Origin of the sequence: Bradyrhizobium sp. AZCC 1578, assembly GCF_036924675.1 — a bacterium.
Classification (GTDB): Bacteria; Pseudomonadota; Alphaproteobacteria; order Rhizobiales; family Xanthobacteraceae; genus Bradyrhizobium.
This window is the reverse complement of the sequence record NZ_JAZHRZ010000001.1, coordinates 2,395,587-2,411,350: the sequence shown is the minus strand read 5'-3', so window position 1 is coordinate 2,411,350 and position 15,764 is coordinate 2,395,587. Positions and strand designations below refer to the sequence as shown.

Genomic DNA, 15,764 nt, shown 5'->3' with positions numbered 1-15,764 from the left:
CATGACCCGAATCCGGCTTTTCCTGTTCATCATTGCGATATTTATACCTTCGCTGGCGACGGCGCAGACCATGAAATTCGAGGAGGCCGCGGCCATGTTGGCCGCGAGCTGCGGCAAGGACATCGATGACAATTGCCGCGGCGTCAATCTCGATGCGACGCGCCTGAAGGAGTGCCTGGGCCGCAATCAGGATGTGGTGTCGGCGAAGTGCAAGACCGATTATCCCCAGGCCCTCGGCGCCATCCAGCAGCGCATTACCGCGCGCACCTCCCTTGTGAAACTCTGCAATTGGGAGTTGAACCGCTTCTGCGGTGAGGTTCGAACCGATCCTGTCAAGGGTCTGCAATGCCTGCTGGAATCCACCCAGAAGGCGACCCCGAACTGCAACAAGGCGATCAGCGCCGCGGGGTATCGCTGATGCTTGGGGGAGAAAAGCTGTGCGGTATCGGTCTCGCGCTGGGCGCCATGGCTGCCTTTGCCCTGCCGATAACGGCGAGCCGGGCGCAAACCGCCATGTCGAGCGGGGACATCATTGAGAAGCTTGCCGTCGAAGCCGAGTCGGATATCGACTTGGCTGCCTTGCGCCAGCAGGCTGCCGACCGCATCAAGGCAAGAGCGGATGCGCAGCCGCAGAAGCGCCCGCCGATCGCGCCGCAACTGACGAAGCTGCCGCAAATCCGTGTCGACGTCGTGTTCGACCAGGATTCCTCCCTGATCCGGCCGGCCTCCTATCAGACCATCGGCAGCATCGCGGACGCGCTCACAGATCCGAAGACGCGGCCCTACCGATATCTGATCGTCGATCATGTCGAATCCGCCGGAAGGCGCGACCACAATCTGATCCTGAGCCAGCGGCGCGCCGAATCGATCCGCGACGTTCTGGTGAACACCTTCAAGGTGTCGCCGAAACGGCTTCAGGCGCTTGGTTTAGGCGAGGAACAGTTGCAGGATGTCAATCGTCCGGCGTCATCAGCCAATGCGCGCGTCCAGATCATGGCGATCGGCAAATTCGAAACGGCCGAGCCGGCAACACCGGCTGCGGCTCCAAAAGGCGCGGCTGCGGCAAAAAAGAAGCGCTGATCATCGGTGAAGGGGTGAGCGCGACGCCAGCCGCCGGCTGGGAAAGGAGCACCCGATGTTCAATCAACTCTCGCCGGCAACGGCCGGTCTCTTGCTGGGATTGACGGTGATGATGACGATGCCCGCTACAGCCGATGCCTTGAAGGATGAGATTGCGCCGACCGGCAAGCTGCGGGTGGCGATCGCGATCAGTCCGGCCGGCGGCGCGTTCTGGTCGACCAGGACAGAGACCGGTTATGCCGGCGTGCCGGTCGATCTCGGCAAGGCGATGGCGGAGCAACTCGGCGTCCCCGTCGAATATGTCGCGCACAACAATTCCGGGCAGATCGTCGATGCGGCGTCGAAGGGCGCCTGGGACATCACCTTCCTGCCGAAGGATCCGGAACGTGAGGGCAGGATGTCGTTCGGACCGATCTATGAGGTGTCGGATGCGACCTACATCGTCAAGCCTGGCTCGACGGTCACGAATTTCGCGACACTCGATCAACCCGGGATCAAGGTCGCGGCGGTCAACAACACGACCACGATGCGCGGCGCGATCGCGCATTTGAAGAACGCTGAGGTCACGGGCTACCAGACCTATGACGAAATCTTCGGCCTGCTCAAGAATGGCGAGATCGATGCGTTCGCGCTGTCGCGCGATCAGCTCAACGCGATGGCAAAGAGGATTCCGGGCACGCGCGTGCTGGATGAAACCTTCAAGCAGACCGTGACGGCAGTGGCGGTGCCGCCCAATCATCCGCTGTCGCTGGCGTTTGCGGTAAAGTTCCTGAACGAAGCGATCTCCAACGGCACGCTGCGCAAGGCCTACGACAATAACGGCCTGAAAGATCGGCCGATCCGGACGCAGACGAAGTAGAAGCTTGCTCCGCTGTCGTCCCTGCGAACGCATGCGAACGCAGGGACTCATAGCCACAGGATTGAGTTGTTGGAAGATGCAGGGGCGCCAGCGTTCGCAAAACTTTGTCCTGTGGCTATGGGTCCCGGATCGGCGCTCGCCGTGCTCGCTTGTCCGGGACGACAGCGAGTTTGCGGATTCAGCGCCGTGCTACGCGCGCTTCGGCACGACGAGGCGCTGCACAGCAGGCGCTAACTTCTGTGCAATTGCACAAATACAAGGCATCTGTTCTCGTCCGGATCCCGCGCGATAGGGCCATAACCACGTAGAAATACGCGCCTTTTTGAGCCTGCGGCCCGATTTCGGGTTGGCACATCGATTGCTTAATCCTGTCTCAGTCAATGACGACTGCCGTCCGTTCGGATTGCCAAGGCCAGCGTTGGCTGAAGGCGTTGGGATCAAGCGGCCTCGCGTGAGGCGCTTCGAGCAGTCTTCGGGACCACCTCACGATAGCTCGCGCATCCTCCGTTCCTGATCGGGCGTGACCTGCGTCGTTCTGTGCCGCTCAAAGGCGGCGCGGGATCTGTCGCGCACGAGGACGGCAAGATTTTTCATTCAATCGGTGCACGGCTGCGCAGCATCCGGCGCGCTTCAACGTTGTCTCGAAAGGGGAACTGGAATGGCCTATCTCGCGCCTTCGGAATTCGTGACCAAGATGGTCGACGCCGGAGAATCCAAGATCTTCATGTCGACGCGCGATACGGTCATCCGCGCCTACATGGCCGGAGCGATCCTTGCGCTTGCCGCGGCGTTTGCGATCACCATCAACGTGCAGACCGGCGTGCCGATCGTCGGCGCCGCGCTGTTTCCGGTCGGCTTCTGCATGCTGTATCTGCTCGGCTTCGACCTGCTCACCGGCGTGTTCGTGCTGGCGCCGTTGGCGCTGATCGACAAGCGCCCTGGCGTGACGCTCGGCGGCGTGCTGCGCAACTGGGGCCTCGTCTTCATCGGCAATTTTGCCGGCGCCTTCACGGTCGCCGTGATGATGGCGATCGTGTTCACCTTCGGCTGGTCGCAGCCGCCGGACAAGGTCGGACAGGTGATCGGCACGATCGGCGAGAGCCGCACCGTCGGCTATGCCAACCATGGCGCGGCCGGCATGCTGACGCTGTTCATCCGCGGCATGCTCTGCAACTGGATGGTCTCGGCCGGCGTCGTCGGCGCGATGATTTCCACCCACGTCAGCGGCAAGGTGATCGCGATGTGGATGCCGATCATGCTGTTCTTCTTCATGACCTTCGAGCATTCCATCGTGAACATGTTCCTGTTCCCGTCGGGCCTGCTGCTCGGCGGCAAGTTCACCTGGTGGGACTACATCGTCTGGAACGAGATCCCGACCGTGGTCGGCAACCTCGTCGGTGGTCTCGCTTTCACCGGGCTGACCCTGTACGCCACTCACGTGAAGACCGGTCCGTCGCGTAGCGCGTCGGCTGCGGCATCTTCGCGGCCGTCCTCGCGCATTGCCGCTTGATCTTAAGACGAGGATGGGCCTCTCCTCGTAACGGGAGAGGCCCATTGTCGTGAAAGCCGGGAATGCCGCGCGAGCTGAAAATATCGGTCGGACAATTTTCCGATAAGGGCCTCAAGGAAACCAACCAGGATTTCCATGGCGTCCTGATCCCGGACGAGCCGCTGCTCAGCCTCAAGGGCATTTCCATCGTGCTGGCCGACGGCATCAGCACGAGCAAGGTCAGCCGGGTCGCCGCGGAATCGGCAGTGAAGGGGTTTTTGACCGACTATTACTGCACCTCGGAATCCTGGTCGGTGCGCACCTCGGCGCAGCGCGTGCTGGAGGCGACCAATTCCTGGCTGCATTCGCAGACGCGCAGCCAGTATGCCTATGACAAGGACCGTGGTTACGTCTGTACGCTCTCCGCCATGGTCATCAAGTCGACCACGGCGCATCTCTTTCACATCGGCGATTCCCGCATCTATCGCCTCTCCGGCAACACGCTGGAGCAACTGACCAACGACCACCGCATCGTCATCTCCTCGCAGCAGAGCTATCTTGGCCGGGCGCTCGGCGTAAATCCGCAAATCGAGATCGACTACCAGATGCTGCGGCTCGAGCCGGGCGACGTCTTTGTGCTCGTGACCGACGGCATCTACGAGCATCTCAGCGCCCGTCGCATGGCAAAGGCGGTGAATGAAGGCGGCGCCGATCTCGATGCAGCCGCCAAGGGGATTGTCGACCAGGCTTTTGAAGCTGGCAGCAACGACAATCTCACCGTCCAGATCGTCCGCGTCGATGAGGTGCCCGACGGCGCCGCCAGCGAAGTGTTCGCCCAGCCGCATGAACTGCCGCTGCCGCCGCTTCTGGAGGCGCGCACCGTGTTCGACGGCTACCGGATCGTCCGCGAACTGCACGGCTCCAGCCGCAGCCACATCTACCTTGCCGTCGATATCGAAACCGACGCGGTGGTCACCATCAAGATTCCGTCGATCGACTTGCGCGACGATCCCGCTTACCTGAAGCGGTTCATGATGGAGGAGTGGGTGGCGCGGCGGATCGACAGCCCGCACGTGCTGAAACCCTGCCTGCTGCAGCGCAAGCGCAACTTCCTCTATGTCGCGACCGAGTACATAGACGGTCAGACGCTGACGCAATGGATGATCGACAATCCGAAGCCGAGCCTGGAGACCGTGCGCGGCATCGTCGAGCAGATCGCCAAGGGCTTGCGCGCCTTCCACCGCAAGGAGATGCTGCACCAGGACGTCAGGCCCGACAACATCATGATCGATGCTACGGGCACCGTGAAGATCATAGATTTCGGTTCGACGAAAATCACTGGTGTCGTCGAGGGCGAGCCCTCCGGCATCCGCAATGACATTCTCGGCACCCAGCAATACACCGCCCCCGAATATTTCCTCGGCGAGCCGGCGACGACGCGCTCGGACCTGTTTTCACTCGGCGTCATCACCTACCAGATGCTGACCGGAAAACTGCCCTACGGCGCGCAGATCGCAAAGGCGCGGACCAGGTCGCAATTCAACAAGCTGGTCTACCGCCCGGTGTCGCATGGCGACCGCGAGTTGCCGCAATGGATCGACGGCACGCTGGAAAAGGCGGTGCACTCCAATCCCTACAAGCGTTACGACAGTTTTTCGGAATTCTTGTTCGACCTGCGCCATCCCAATGCCAACTATCTCTCGACGTCACGGACGCCGCTGATCGAGCGCAATCCGCTCTTGTTCTGGAAGAGCACGACGGTCGTGCTGGCGCTCGCCGTGATCGTGCTGCTCGCCATGCAGCACATGCATCGGTGAAGGCATCATGTCCCGGACGCGGAGCAGCGCAAAGCGCTGCTCCGCTGAGCCGGGACCCAAATCTCGCAGCGTGGACCCCGGATCAGCAGCGCACCACGCCGCAAGGGCGGCGCGCTGCGCAGCATCCGGGGAACGCAAAGTTTGCTAGTTCGCCAAACTAAGGCGCGATCGGGTCGAGCCCGCTCTTGACGATTTCGGAACGCGCGGCGGGTGAGGCGAGGAACTTGATCAGCGCCTTGCCGGCCTCGGGTTCTTTCGAGACGCTGGCGATCCCTGCGGAGAACACCGTGATCTTCTGCAATTCGTCCGGCAGCGGGCCGACGATCTCGATGCCTTCCACCGGCTTCAATTCGCTGATCTGCTGGAAGCCGATCTCGGCATCGCCGCGCGCGACGATCTCGCCGACTGGTGTGGCCGGAATCTTCCTCGCCTTGTCTTTCATCTCGTCGGCAATGCCGAGCTTGTCGAACATCTCGGTCGAGACGTAGACGCCGCTGGCGCTGTCGGAATAGGCGACCGTCTTCACCGCAAGCAGCGCGCGCTTGAGCGCATCCGCCGTAGAGATGTCCGGCTTCGGCGTGCCTGACTTGACGGCAACCCCGATCGGCGACCTGACGAGATCGACTTTGGTGCCGGCAGTCACCTTGCCTTTCTTGGCGAGATCGTCGAGTGCATAACCGACCATGATGAGGACATCAGCCGGTTCGCCGCGCTCCAGCCGTACCGGGATAGCATTCGTGGTCGTTCCCATCGACGGCCCGTAAGCCGTCAGCACCTTGTGGCCGGTGCTGCGCTCGAATTCCGGAACTAGCGCCTTGTAGGCGGCCGACAGTCCGCCCGAGATCATCACGTGCACCTCGGCAGCCGTGGCTGTGACGGACAGCAGGAGTGCGCTGAGAGTGGCGAGCGCGAGTGTGCGAAGTATTTTTGAAAGCCGCATCATGAAATCCTCCTGGGACGACTCTTGAGCGGTCGACCTTGGCAAATGCTAGCGCGCGAGAGGGAGGACGGCTAGACCCGCCACTCCGTCATTGCGAGCGAACCGAAGCAATCCATCTCTCGGCGCACGAGGAGCCAATGGATTGCTTCGTCGCTTTGCTCCTCGCAATGACGTGGAGAGAGCGGTGCGCCAGCCCTCACGAATTCAGATGCACAAAGTCCCGCAGCAGCGGATAGATCTCGTTGTTCCAGCGCTTGCCGGAGAACACGCCGTAGTGGCCGACGCCGGCCTGCATGTGGTGCACCTTGCGATAGGCGCGCACGCCGGTGCAGAGGTCTTGTGCCGCCAGCGTCTGGCCGATCGCACAGATATCGTCCTTTTCGCCCTCGACCGTCATCAGGCCCATGCGCCTGATCGCGGCCGGGCTGACCGGCCGGCCGCGATGCATCAGTTTGCCCTGCGGCAACAGATGCTCCTGAAACACGTCGCGAACAGTCTCGATATAGAATTCGGCGGGCAGGTCCATGACCGCAAAATATTCGTCGTAGAAGGTCTTGATGATCGCGGCCTTTTCCTTTTCGCCCCTGGCGAGATGATTGGCGAGGTCGATGTGCTGCTTGATGTGGCGTTCCAGATTCATCGATACGAAGGCGGTGAGCTGCACGAAGCCGGGATAGACTTTTCGGAACGCGCCCTTGCACTGCACCGGCACGTAATTGATCAGGTTCTTTTCAAACCAGTTGATCGGCTTGCTCCTGGCGAATTCATTGACCTTGGTCGGCTGGATCCGCGTGTCGATCGGCCCGGCCATCAGGGTCAGTGTAGCCGGGCGGGCGGGGTGATTATCCTCCGACATCACGGCAGCCGCAGCCAGCGCCGAGACCGACGGCTGGCAGATCGCCACCATGTGCGCACGCGGACCGATCTTGTCCAGGAAGGTGATCAGGTGATCGGTGTAATCCTCGAGCCCGAACCGGCCGGCACGAAGCGGAATGTCGCGCGGATTGTGCCAGTCGGTGATGTAGACGTCGTGGTCCTGCAGCAGTGTCTTCACGGTACCGCGCAGTAGCGTCGCGAAATGGCCGGACATCGGCGCTACCAGCAACAGCCGCGGCTGCTCCGGCGCAAGCTCCTTCTTGAAGTGCAGCAGCGAGCCGAATGGGGTGGCGAAGGTGACTTCCTCGGTTACCTCCAGCTCCTGATTGCCGACCAGTACCCTGTCGATGCCATAGGCTGGCCGGTGATAGGTGAGGGAGGAGCGCGAGATCAGTTCGAGCGAAGCGGCCAGCCGGCCGAACAATTTGTCGGAGACGCCCTGCGGCACCAGGTTGAGATATCTGAGCGCCGCTGCCGCCCCGGTCCGCCATGGCGACGTCAGGTCCATGTGGTTCTGATAGGCTTGGTACATCATTGACATCATTCACATCAGCCCCTGTCCCATAACGCCATGCAATATCGACGCCACAGCGGGCCCGGCCGCCTCTAAAACTGGCACGTGGTTTGCTGCGCAAATGCCCAGCGCACAGGCATTGGGCGGCGCCGCGGTCGGCCGCCCTTGCCCGGCAAAGGCGTTTTGGGGATTCGAGGGAAGGCCATATGGCGACGACGACACTGACCATCTCCAGCAAGAATTATTCGTCCTGGTCGCTGCGCGGCTGGCTGCTCGCGAAATTCTCAGGTCTCGAATTCGAGGAGGTCATCACCGCTCCCGACGATGCCTCGGCGCGGGCCGAAATCCTGCTGCTGTCGTCGTCGATCTTGGTGCCGTGCCTGCGCCACGACGGCGCCACCATCTGGGATACGCTGGCGATCGCGGAATACCTCAACGAGGCCATGCCCGGCGCTGGCCTGCTGCCGGCCGACCGGATCCGGCGCGCCCATTGCCGCTCGATCTGCGGTGAAATCCATTCCGGCTTCACCACCCTGCGTGCCTCGCTGCCGGTCAACCTGAAGGGCTATTTCCCCGGCTTCAAGATCTGGTCGCGCGCGCAGGCCGATATCGACCGGGTCTGCACCATCTGGCGCGAATGCCTTGCGGAGTCAGGCGGGCCGTTCCTGTTCGGCGAGCGCACCATGGCGGACGCCATGTACGCGCCCGTAGTGACCCGTTTCATGACCTATGACGTCAAACTCGAGCCCGCCCTCGCGGCCTACGCCAGTACCATCATGGCGATGCCAGAGATGCAGGAATGGATCGAGGCGGCCAAGGCCGAGCCGGCCGATATCGAGGAACTCGAGGTCGAATATTAGGCAGGCCTGGCGCGGCCATGGCCCGTTTGGACGGCTCAGGCAACGGGCAGCCTTTGCTCAAGCCCCGTGCCACCCGTGACCGGCGCAGGGCCCGATCCCTTCACCATTTTCGCAAGCTGCTGAAACCGGATTTCTGCCTCCGGCCAAGCGGTTCACTACACCGATGCCGGCGACCGCTGCATTGCAGCGCGACTGGCGTGGATTTCGCATAGCAACATGCAGCCGTGAACGCGACGATGCGACGCTGCCGAAAATTTGGACGCTCTTCGCCTGTCGCGGTCCCGTCAACGCGAACCGTGGAGGTTTCCATGAACCAGCAGGCCATCGTCAGTAAATTCTCTCACGTCAAACCCGGCGATACCGAGTTCAAGGGCGGAGGTCTGCGCGACTTCTTCCTGTACCGCGATCTCGGCATTGCCGATGCCACCGGCGGGCAGGTGATTTGCCACCTGGTCAAGGCCAACCCCGACTTGCCGCCTGAAGAGGGCACCGGCTGGCACAAGCACGAATGCGAATTCCAGATCGTGATCATGACCAAGGGCTGGGCGCGCTTCATGTATGAGGACAAGTCGACCCTGGTGCAGGCCGGCGATGTCGTGCATCAGCGGCCGGGCATCACGCATTACCTGTACGATTACTCGAAGGACATGGAGTACCTCGAGATCGTCAGCCCCGCCGACTTCAAGACCGTCGACGTCCCTCCTGCGATCGACAAGGTGCCGCCGCCCACGCCGTGGAGCTGACCGCCATGTCATCCGCCGAGGAATTAACCTTTGTCGTCGGCCGCTGGCTGCGGCCGATTGCCGTGGTCCTTTATGTGGTGCGCCGCCTGGGATGGCGCCCGACATCTAGCCGTGAACAGGAGCGTACGGCACCAAATCAGTGATTCGGGCGCGGTTCGTTCCGTAGCTGTTCCGAACCTTAAAGTTCCGCGCGCATCCGTCGCATTTTGACGCAATCTGCGACGGCTCAGGGCCTCTCCGCGGCGTTTTCAGATCTCGGCCGCGGCAGTCGCCAACCGACCACGGTGGCCTCGACCATGCCGCCGGTCCTGTCATTGCGCCATTGACCGTCGATCCATCGACAGGCGAACGGCAGTTGATAGGTTCCGCTGTGATCCTCGCAAAGAACTTCCACCGGCAGGTTCGGCGGCGGCTCCCCGTTGCCGTCGAACTGCGCCAGTCGTTTTTCACGCGTTGCCATCAATCAATCTCCACTGCCGCAGCCGGCAAACACACCGGTTTGAGGTGCGGCGAAATCCATCCACTGTTAACGGGATGAAGCACAACGCCTGAATGAGGTATCAGTATGGTATCTCTGGGGACGGGGCCCTGCTTCGCGCAAATTGCCGTGATAGACGTTCCCCCGCGTGAGATGCTTGTGGAACGAGGATTTTGATGATTGCTGCGATGCCCAGGATCATGATCGTCGCCATCGCGCTGCTGATGGCTTTGTTGCCGGCGGGCGTCCACGCGCAGGACGTTCCCGGCATCGAGATCTGCACCGTCGAAAAAACCATGGAGCGGCGCACCTCTTGCCTGCAGAGCAATGTCGACTTCCTGCAGAAGACGATCACAAAACTCACCACCGACCATCAGCAGAAAACTGATGCCGCCAACCGGCAGATCGAGGCGCTGAAGAACGCGGTCATTGGCTTGCAGAAGCTGGTCGGCGAGTTGCAGGCGGCGCAGAACAAGGCGGCGGAGGATGCGAAGAAGACCGCTGCGCCCACGGCGAAGGATTCAGCGCCTGCTGCGAAGGATGCAGCGACGCCGAAAGACGGCACCAAGTAGGGGGCTGCCCCGCGGATTACGCTACGCGGTATTGCTCCATGATGGCCTTGTCCGGTTCGTAACCGAGACCCGGCCCCTGCGGCACCTCCACATTGCCATTGGCATCGACGTCGATGCGGCCGTGCCACAAGCAGGCGGCGCGTTTCATGGAGAACACCTCGACAAAGCTCGCGTCGTCGCCCAGCGACATCAAGTGCAGCGTCGCCAGGAAGCCCGGGCCGAAATACGGTGAATGCGGTGCAAGCCTGACGCCGAATTCGTCGGCGAGGTCGACGACCTTCAGATACTCGGTGATGCCGCCGACCTTGATGACGGAGGGTTGCGCATGGCTTACCGCGCCCGCCTTCAGCATCTGCCTGAACTGATGAACCGTGCAGGCATTCTCTCCGGCCGCAACGTTGAGCCCGCCCTTGCTTCGCACTTCAGCTAGCGTTGCAAAATCTTCCGGCGGCCAGACCGGCTCCTCGAGGAACAGCGGCGCGGCGTCGCGGCAGGAATGCGCGAAGGCGATCGCGGCCTCGCCATTCAGCGGACAGTTCAAGTCGACCATCAGCGGAATGCCGGCGCCGATCGCCTGCCGCGCGGCATATACCGCAGGCGTTGTGGTCTCATGCAGCTTGATCGCCTTGTAGCCCTGCCGCAGCGCGGTCTCGCATTCGCTTGCGATCAGCTCGGGCTTTCCGATCCGCAGCAGGCTCGCATAGGCAGGAATCCGCGTGCGCCTGGCTTCGCCGATCAGGCGGTGCAACGGCACGCCCTTGACCTTTGCCGCGAGGTCCCACAGCGCAATATCCAACGCTGAGATCGCAAACATGGTGATGCCATAGCGGCCGAACAGATGCAGGTTGCGCTGGATCTGTTCCATGAAGGCGGGAATGCCGGCCGCATCTGGGACTTCCAGTCCCCGTGCTTGCGGCGCAATCATTTCCTCGATGGCGGCGTAGCTGGTTCGCGGGCAGACATAGGCAAAGGCATCGCCCCAGCCTGTGATGCCGGCGTCGGTCGAAACTTCCACCATGACGATTTCCAGCGCCGAGATGGCGGATGCGCCTTGCTTGAAGCTCGCGACACCGGCGTCATAGGGAATACGGATATGGTGCGCCCGGACATTGGTGATCAGCATGGTACCTCCGAGAGCGTTCCCTACCTTGTCAGTGGCACGATCGAAGAGCAAGGACTGTCAAATGAAGCGCGGCGGAACCGCCGATAATGCCAACGCTTCGCATGAGAGCTGTCCGTCATGAATCCAGCCCAGAAGGCGCTCTGGTACATCGAAAGCCATCTCGCCGAGCCGCTGACGCTCGATGAGATCGCGGGCATTGCCGGCGTCTCGCGTTTCCATCTGGTGCGGGCGTTTGCCGCTGCGACCGGCCTTTCGGTGATGCGCTATGTGCGTGCCCGCAGGCTGACCAAGGCGGCGCAGGCACTGGCCGCCGGCGCGCCCGACATTCTCAGCCTCGCGCTGGATGCGGACTACAGTTCTCACGAAGCTTTCACCCGCGCGTTCCGCGACCATTTCGGCACGACGCCCGAAGCGGTCCGCGCCGCAACGTGCCTTGATCATCTCAAGCTTCAGGAGCCAATCATGATGGATTCAACCCTGCTCGATACCCTCAAGCCGCCGCGTTTCGAAACTTCCAAGCCGTTGCTCATCGCCGGCATCAGCGAACGCTGCACGCATGAGAACGGCGGCGCCGGCATTCCGAACCAGTGGGAGCAATTTCACCAGAAAGTCGACGACATCCCGAACCGGGTCGGCAAGGTGGCCTACGGCGTCTGCTGCAATGGCGATGATTCCGGCTTCGACTACATCGCCGGCGTCGAAGTCGCCGACTTCTCCGATCTGCCGCGCGAGTTCGCCCGTGTGCGGATTCCGGAGCAGAAGTATGCGGTGTTCACCCACTCAGAGCACATCTCGACGATCCGCCGCACCGTCAACACGATCTGGAATCACTGGCTGCCGGCATCCGGCATGAAGGCGGCAGATGCGCCGAGCTTCGAGCGCTACGACGAGAATTTCGATCCCGCCACCGGCAATGGCGGGCTGGAGATCTGGGTGCCGGTCAAGGAGTAGCGTCTCCGCAATGCTGCCCTGCGCCGCTTCATTGCCCGTGATTGCTTGGCAAGCCAAACCGACTTTGCCATAACTGCCGCAACGAGTTGTTGCGCGTGCGGGGCCGAGCCAGAAATCCGCCTGCAGCCAAAAGCAAGCCGGGAGGATTCATGGCCAATATCCGCGTTCTCGCCACCGATCTGGAGTTTCCGGAAGGCCCGGTTGTCATGCCGGACGGATCGGTGGTGCTGGTCGAAATCCGCGGCAAGCGGCTGACGCGGGTTTATCCTGATGGGCGCAAGGAGGTCGTCGCGCAAATTCCCGGTGGCCCCAATGGCGCAGCGCTTGGCCCCGACGGCAAGATGTACATCTGCAACAATGGCGGCTTTAGCTGGATTCCCACGGGCAAGATGATCATGCCGGGGCCGCAGCCCGATGATTATCAGGGCGGCTCGATCCAGCGCGTGGATCTGCAGAGCGGCAAGGTCGAGACCGTCGTCGACAAATGCGGCGAGCATGCGCTGCGGGGGCCCAACGACCTCGTGTTCGACAAGCACGGCGGCCTCTGGTTCTCTGACCTCGGCAAGCGCCGCGCCCGCGAGATGGATGTCGGCGGGTTCTACTATCTCAAGCCGGGCATGAAGGAGGTCGTGGAGGTCGTGCACGGCGTGCTGCCCGCCAACGGCATCGGCCTGTCGCCGGATGAGAAGACGGTGTACATCGCGGAGACGCCGACCGCGCGGTTGTGGGCCTATGAGATATCCGAGCCCGGCACCATCAAGCCGCGCGACGTGATCTACCGCGGCGAGCGCGGCAAGCCGATCGCGGGGCTCGGTGGCTATCAGATGTTTGACTCGATGGCGGTGGAGGCAAGTGGCAATGTCTGCGTGGCGACGCTGGTGTCGGGCTGCATCTCGGTGATCGCGCCTGACGGCACGCTGGTCGAGCAGGTGCCGACCGGCGACCGCGTCACCACCAATATCGCATTCGGCGGGCCGGAGTTGAAGACCGCCTACATCACGCTGTCGGGCAGAGGCGAACTGATCGCAATGGACTGGGCGCGGCCGGGACTGGCGCTGAATTTTTTGAACAAGTGAACCATCCACGTCATTGCGAGTGCAGCGAAGCAATCCATTGCGCCACGAGGGGATAGATGGATTGCTTCGTCGCATTTGCTCCTCGCAATGACAACGGAGAGAGCGGAGTTAGAGAATGGCCTTTCTTGAACCGATAACCCTTCGCGGCGAGCACGCGCGGCTGGAGCCGTTGTCGCACGATCACATCGACGGCCTGGTGGAAGCGGTGAGGGACGGCGAGCTGTGGAAGCTCTGGTACACCGCCATTCCGACCGCCGAAAACATGAAAAAAGAAATCGATCGCCGGCTCGGCCTGTTCGCGGCGGGATCGATGCTGCCGTTCACGGTGTTTGATGCCGAGGGCAAGATTGCAGGCATGACGACCTATATGAACGTCGATGCCGCCAACCGCCGCGTCGAGATCGGCTCGACCTGGTACGCCAAGCGCGTGCAGCGCAGCGCGCTCAATACGCAGTGCAAATTGCTGCTGCTGACGCACGCGTTCGAGAAGTTGAATTGCATTGCCGTGGAGTTCCGTACCCATTTCTTCAATCACCAGAGCCGGCGCGGCATCGAGCGCCTGGGCGCCAAGCTGGACGGCATCCTGCGCAGCCATCAGATCGCGCCGAACGGGACATTGCGCGACACCGTGGTTTACAGCATCATTGCCAGCGAATGGCCGACGGTGAAGGCGCATCTTACCTATCAACTCAACGATAAGCCGCGGTAACTAAGCCGCGCCAGAAAAGAGACGATGGAAACGTTCGATTATGTGATTATCGGCGCGGGCTCCGCAGGCAGCGTGCTCGCCAACCGGCTCAGCGAAGATTCTTCCAGCCGCGTCTGCGTGCTCGAAGCGGGTGGCAAGGACTGGCATCCCTACATCCATCTGCCCGCCGGCTTCATCAAGACGTTCCATATGAAGAGCGTCAACTGGGCCTATCAGCAGGAACCGGGGCCATGGACCGGCGGGCGCAGCATCTACGCGCCGCGCGGCAAGACGCTGGGCGGCTCGTCGTCGATCAACGGCCATATCTACAACCGCGGCCAGCGCCAGGATTTCGATACCTGGGCGCAGCTAGGCAACCGCGGCTGGGGGTATCCGGACATACTGCCCTATTTCAAGCGGCTGGAGTGCCGCGTCGGCGAATGCGACGAGACCTATCGCGGCCGCGAAGGCAGTCTCACCGTCACCACCATGGATTGGCAGGATCCGCTGTGCGAGGCCTTCATGGAAGGTGCCGTCAGCCTCGGGATCCCCAAAAATCCCGATTACAACGGCGCGATCCAGGAGGGCGTCTCCTACTGCCAGCGCACCATCCAGAACGGTCTGCGCATGAGCGCCGCCAAGGCGTTTTTGCATCCGGCGCGGAAGCGGCCGAATGTCGATGTGCGGACGCATGCGCATGTCACCAACCTCATTTTCGAGGGCAAGCGCGCGGTCGGCGTGCGTTATCTCCGGGGCGGCAAGGGAGGCACGCCCGTCGAGGTGCGCGCCAACAAGGAAGTCATTCTTTCCGGCGGCGCCTATAACTCGCCGCAGGTGCTGCAATTGTCCGGCGTCGGCTCGCCCGAACTACTGCAATCGCACGGGATCGAGGTTCGTCACGCGCTGCCGGGCGTCGGCGAAGGCCTGCAGGATCATTACGCGCCGCGCTCGGTCGCGCGCGTCAAGAACATCAGGACTATCAACGAACTCCGGCGCGGCTTGAGCCTCTGGGTCGAGGCGCTGAAATGGGCCACGACGCGGCGCGGCCTGCTGTCGCTGTCGCCGACCATGGTCTATTGCTTCTGGCACTCGGGCGAGACCACCGAAAGCTCCGACCTGCAGCTCACCTTTACGCCGGCGAGCTACAAGGAAGGCGTGCAGGGCCAGCTCGAGGACGAGCCCGGCATGACGGTTGCCTCATGGCAGCAGCGCCCGGAGAGCCGCGGCTATGTCCGCATCCGCTCCGCCGATCCGTTCGCGCCGCCGATCATCCAGACCAATTATCTGGTGGAAGAGATCGACCGCCGCGTCGTCGTCGCCGGCATGAAACTGGCGCGCCGGCTGCTCGCGTCCAAGCCGCTCGCGCCATACTACGCCTATGAGGATTTCCCCGGACCCAAGGTGCAGAGCGACGACGAATTCCTGGCGGCCGCCACCGAGCGCGGCACGACCACATTCCACCCCGGCTGCACCTGCCGCATGGGACCGGCGGATGCCAAATGGGCCGTGGTCGACGACCAGTTGCGCGTGCACGGACTGCAGGGCCTGCGCGTGGTCGATGCCTCGATCATGCCGCGCATGATCTCGGCCAATCTCAATGCCTCGACGCTGATGATCGCCGACAAGGCCTCCGACATGATCCGCGGCAAAACCGCGCTGGAAGCCGTCAGATTCCCGGTGTCGGCCTAGCATTGGCAC

Annotated in this window: 17 protein-coding genes; 13 read left to right on the top strand and 4 right to left on the bottom strand. The window is 62.3% G+C overall.

The window, feature by feature from the left end; genetic code table 11:
• Position 1: 1 nt before the first annotated feature.
• From V1290_RS11765 to V1290_RS11745, 5 genes are all read left to right on the top strand, one after another.
• Entirely contained in the window at positions 2-418 is a 417-nt protein-coding gene (locus V1290_RS11765; RefSeq protein WP_334364551.1) for a hypothetical protein, read from the top strand.
• The gene (locus V1290_RS11760) at positions 418-1,080 is read left to right on the top strand and encodes an OmpA family protein (protein ID WP_334364550.1); all 663 of its coding nucleotides are present in this window, start codon (positions 418-420) and stop codon (positions 1,078-1,080) included. The genes V1290_RS11765 and V1290_RS11760 overlap by 1 nt, the downstream gene beginning before the upstream one ends.
• A gap of 112 nt (positions 1,081-1,192) precedes the next feature.
• On the top strand, positions 1,193-1,939 hold the full coding sequence (locus V1290_RS11755) for a transporter substrate-binding domain-containing protein (protein ID WP_334369000.1): 747 nt from the start codon (positions 1,193-1,195) through the stop codon (positions 1,937-1,939).
• Positions 1,940-2,597: 658 nt separating this feature from the next.
• Positions 2,598-3,449, top strand: a complete 852-nt coding sequence (locus V1290_RS11750) for a formate/nitrite transporter family protein (RefSeq protein WP_065744419.1) — start codon at positions 2,598-2,600, stop codon at positions 3,447-3,449.
• 62 nt (positions 3,450-3,511) lie between these two features.
• Positions 3,512-5,245, top strand: coding sequence for a bifunctional protein-serine/threonine kinase/phosphatase (locus tag V1290_RS11745; protein WP_334364549.1), 1,734 nt, complete (start codon positions 3,512-3,514; stop codon positions 5,243-5,245).
• A gap of 157 nt (positions 5,246-5,402) precedes the next feature.
• On the opposite strand, the gene V1290_RS11740 is transcribed toward V1290_RS11745, so the two are convergent.
• Both V1290_RS11740 and V1290_RS11735 read right to left on the bottom strand, forming a co-directional pair.
• Entirely contained in the window at positions 5,403-6,185 is a 783-nt protein-coding gene (locus tag V1290_RS11740; protein ID WP_334368999.1) for a substrate-binding domain-containing protein, read from the bottom strand.
• Between the two features lie 196 nt (positions 6,186-6,381).
• Positions 6,382-7,605 carry a polyhydroxyalkanoate depolymerase gene (locus V1290_RS11735; RefSeq protein ID WP_334364548.1) on the bottom strand — a complete coding sequence of 408 codons (1,224 nt, stop codon included), beginning with the start codon at positions 7,603-7,605 and terminating at the stop codon, positions 6,382-6,384.
• Positions 7,606-7,781: 176 nt separating this feature from the next.
• Here V1290_RS11735 and V1290_RS11730 point away from each other — a divergent pair, with 176 nt between their 5' ends.
• The 3 genes from V1290_RS11730 to V1290_RS11720 all read left to right on the top strand — a co-directional run bounded on the left by V1290_RS11730 (position 7,782) and on the right by V1290_RS11720 (position 9,321).
• On the top strand, positions 7,782-8,435 hold the full coding sequence (locus tag V1290_RS11730; protein WP_334364547.1) for a glutathione S-transferase family protein: 654 nt from the start codon (positions 7,782-7,784) through the stop codon (positions 8,433-8,435).
• A gap of 308 nt (positions 8,436-8,743) precedes the next feature.
• Positions 8,744-9,178: a cupin domain-containing protein gene (locus tag V1290_RS11725; RefSeq protein WP_334364546.1), complete on the top strand. Its 435-nt coding sequence runs from the start codon at positions 8,744-8,746 to the stop codon at positions 9,176-9,178.
• A gap of 5 nt (positions 9,179-9,183) precedes the next feature.
• Complete coding sequence (locus tag V1290_RS11720; protein WP_334364545.1) at positions 9,184-9,321, top strand: hypothetical protein; 138 nt, start codon at positions 9,184-9,186, stop codon at positions 9,319-9,321.
• Positions 9,322-9,404: 83 nt separating this feature from the next.
• On the opposite strand, the gene V1290_RS11715 is transcribed toward V1290_RS11720, so the two are convergent.
• Positions 9,405-9,638: a hypothetical protein gene (locus V1290_RS11715; RefSeq protein ID WP_334364544.1), complete on the bottom strand. Its 234-nt coding sequence runs from the start codon at positions 9,636-9,638 to the stop codon at positions 9,405-9,407.
• A 206-nt stretch (positions 9,639-9,844) separates the two neighbouring features.
• On the opposite strand from V1290_RS11715, the gene V1290_RS11710 reads away from it, so the two are divergent.
• Positions 9,845-10,228 carry a hypothetical protein gene (locus V1290_RS11710; RefSeq protein WP_442895054.1) on the top strand — a complete coding sequence of 128 codons (384 nt, stop codon included), beginning with the start codon at positions 9,845-9,847 and terminating at the stop codon, positions 10,226-10,228.
• Between the two features lie 16 nt (positions 10,229-10,244).
• Here the strand turns inward: V1290_RS11710 and V1290_RS11705 are convergent, their stop codons facing one another.
• The gene (locus tag V1290_RS11705) at positions 10,245-11,351 is read right to left on the bottom strand and encodes a mandelate racemase/muconate lactonizing enzyme family protein (protein ID WP_334364543.1); all 1,107 of its coding nucleotides are present in this window, start codon (positions 11,349-11,351) and stop codon (positions 10,245-10,247) included.
• A 117-nt stretch (positions 11,352-11,468) separates the two neighbouring features.
• On the opposite strand from V1290_RS11705, the gene V1290_RS11700 reads away from it, so the two are divergent.
• From V1290_RS11700 to V1290_RS11685, 4 genes are all read left to right on the top strand, one after another.
• On the top strand, positions 11,469-12,302 hold the full coding sequence (locus tag V1290_RS11700) for an AraC family transcriptional regulator (protein WP_334364542.1): 834 nt from the start codon (positions 11,469-11,471) through the stop codon (positions 12,300-12,302).
• A 149-nt stretch (positions 12,303-12,451) separates the two neighbouring features.
• Positions 12,452-13,378, top strand: coding sequence for an SMP-30/gluconolactonase/LRE family protein (locus V1290_RS11695; protein ID WP_334364541.1), 927 nt, complete (start codon positions 12,452-12,454; stop codon positions 13,376-13,378).
• A 115-nt stretch (positions 13,379-13,493) separates the two neighbouring features.
• Positions 13,494-14,087 (top strand): GNAT family N-acetyltransferase, encoded by a 594-nt coding sequence (locus V1290_RS11690; RefSeq protein ID WP_334364540.1) that lies wholly within the window; start codon positions 13,494-13,496, stop codon positions 14,085-14,087.
• Positions 14,088-14,111: 24 nt separating this feature from the next.
• Positions 14,112-15,755, top strand: coding sequence for a GMC family oxidoreductase (locus V1290_RS11685; RefSeq protein WP_334364539.1), 1,644 nt, complete (start codon positions 14,112-14,114; stop codon positions 15,753-15,755).
• Positions 15,756-15,764 lie beyond the last annotated feature (9 nt).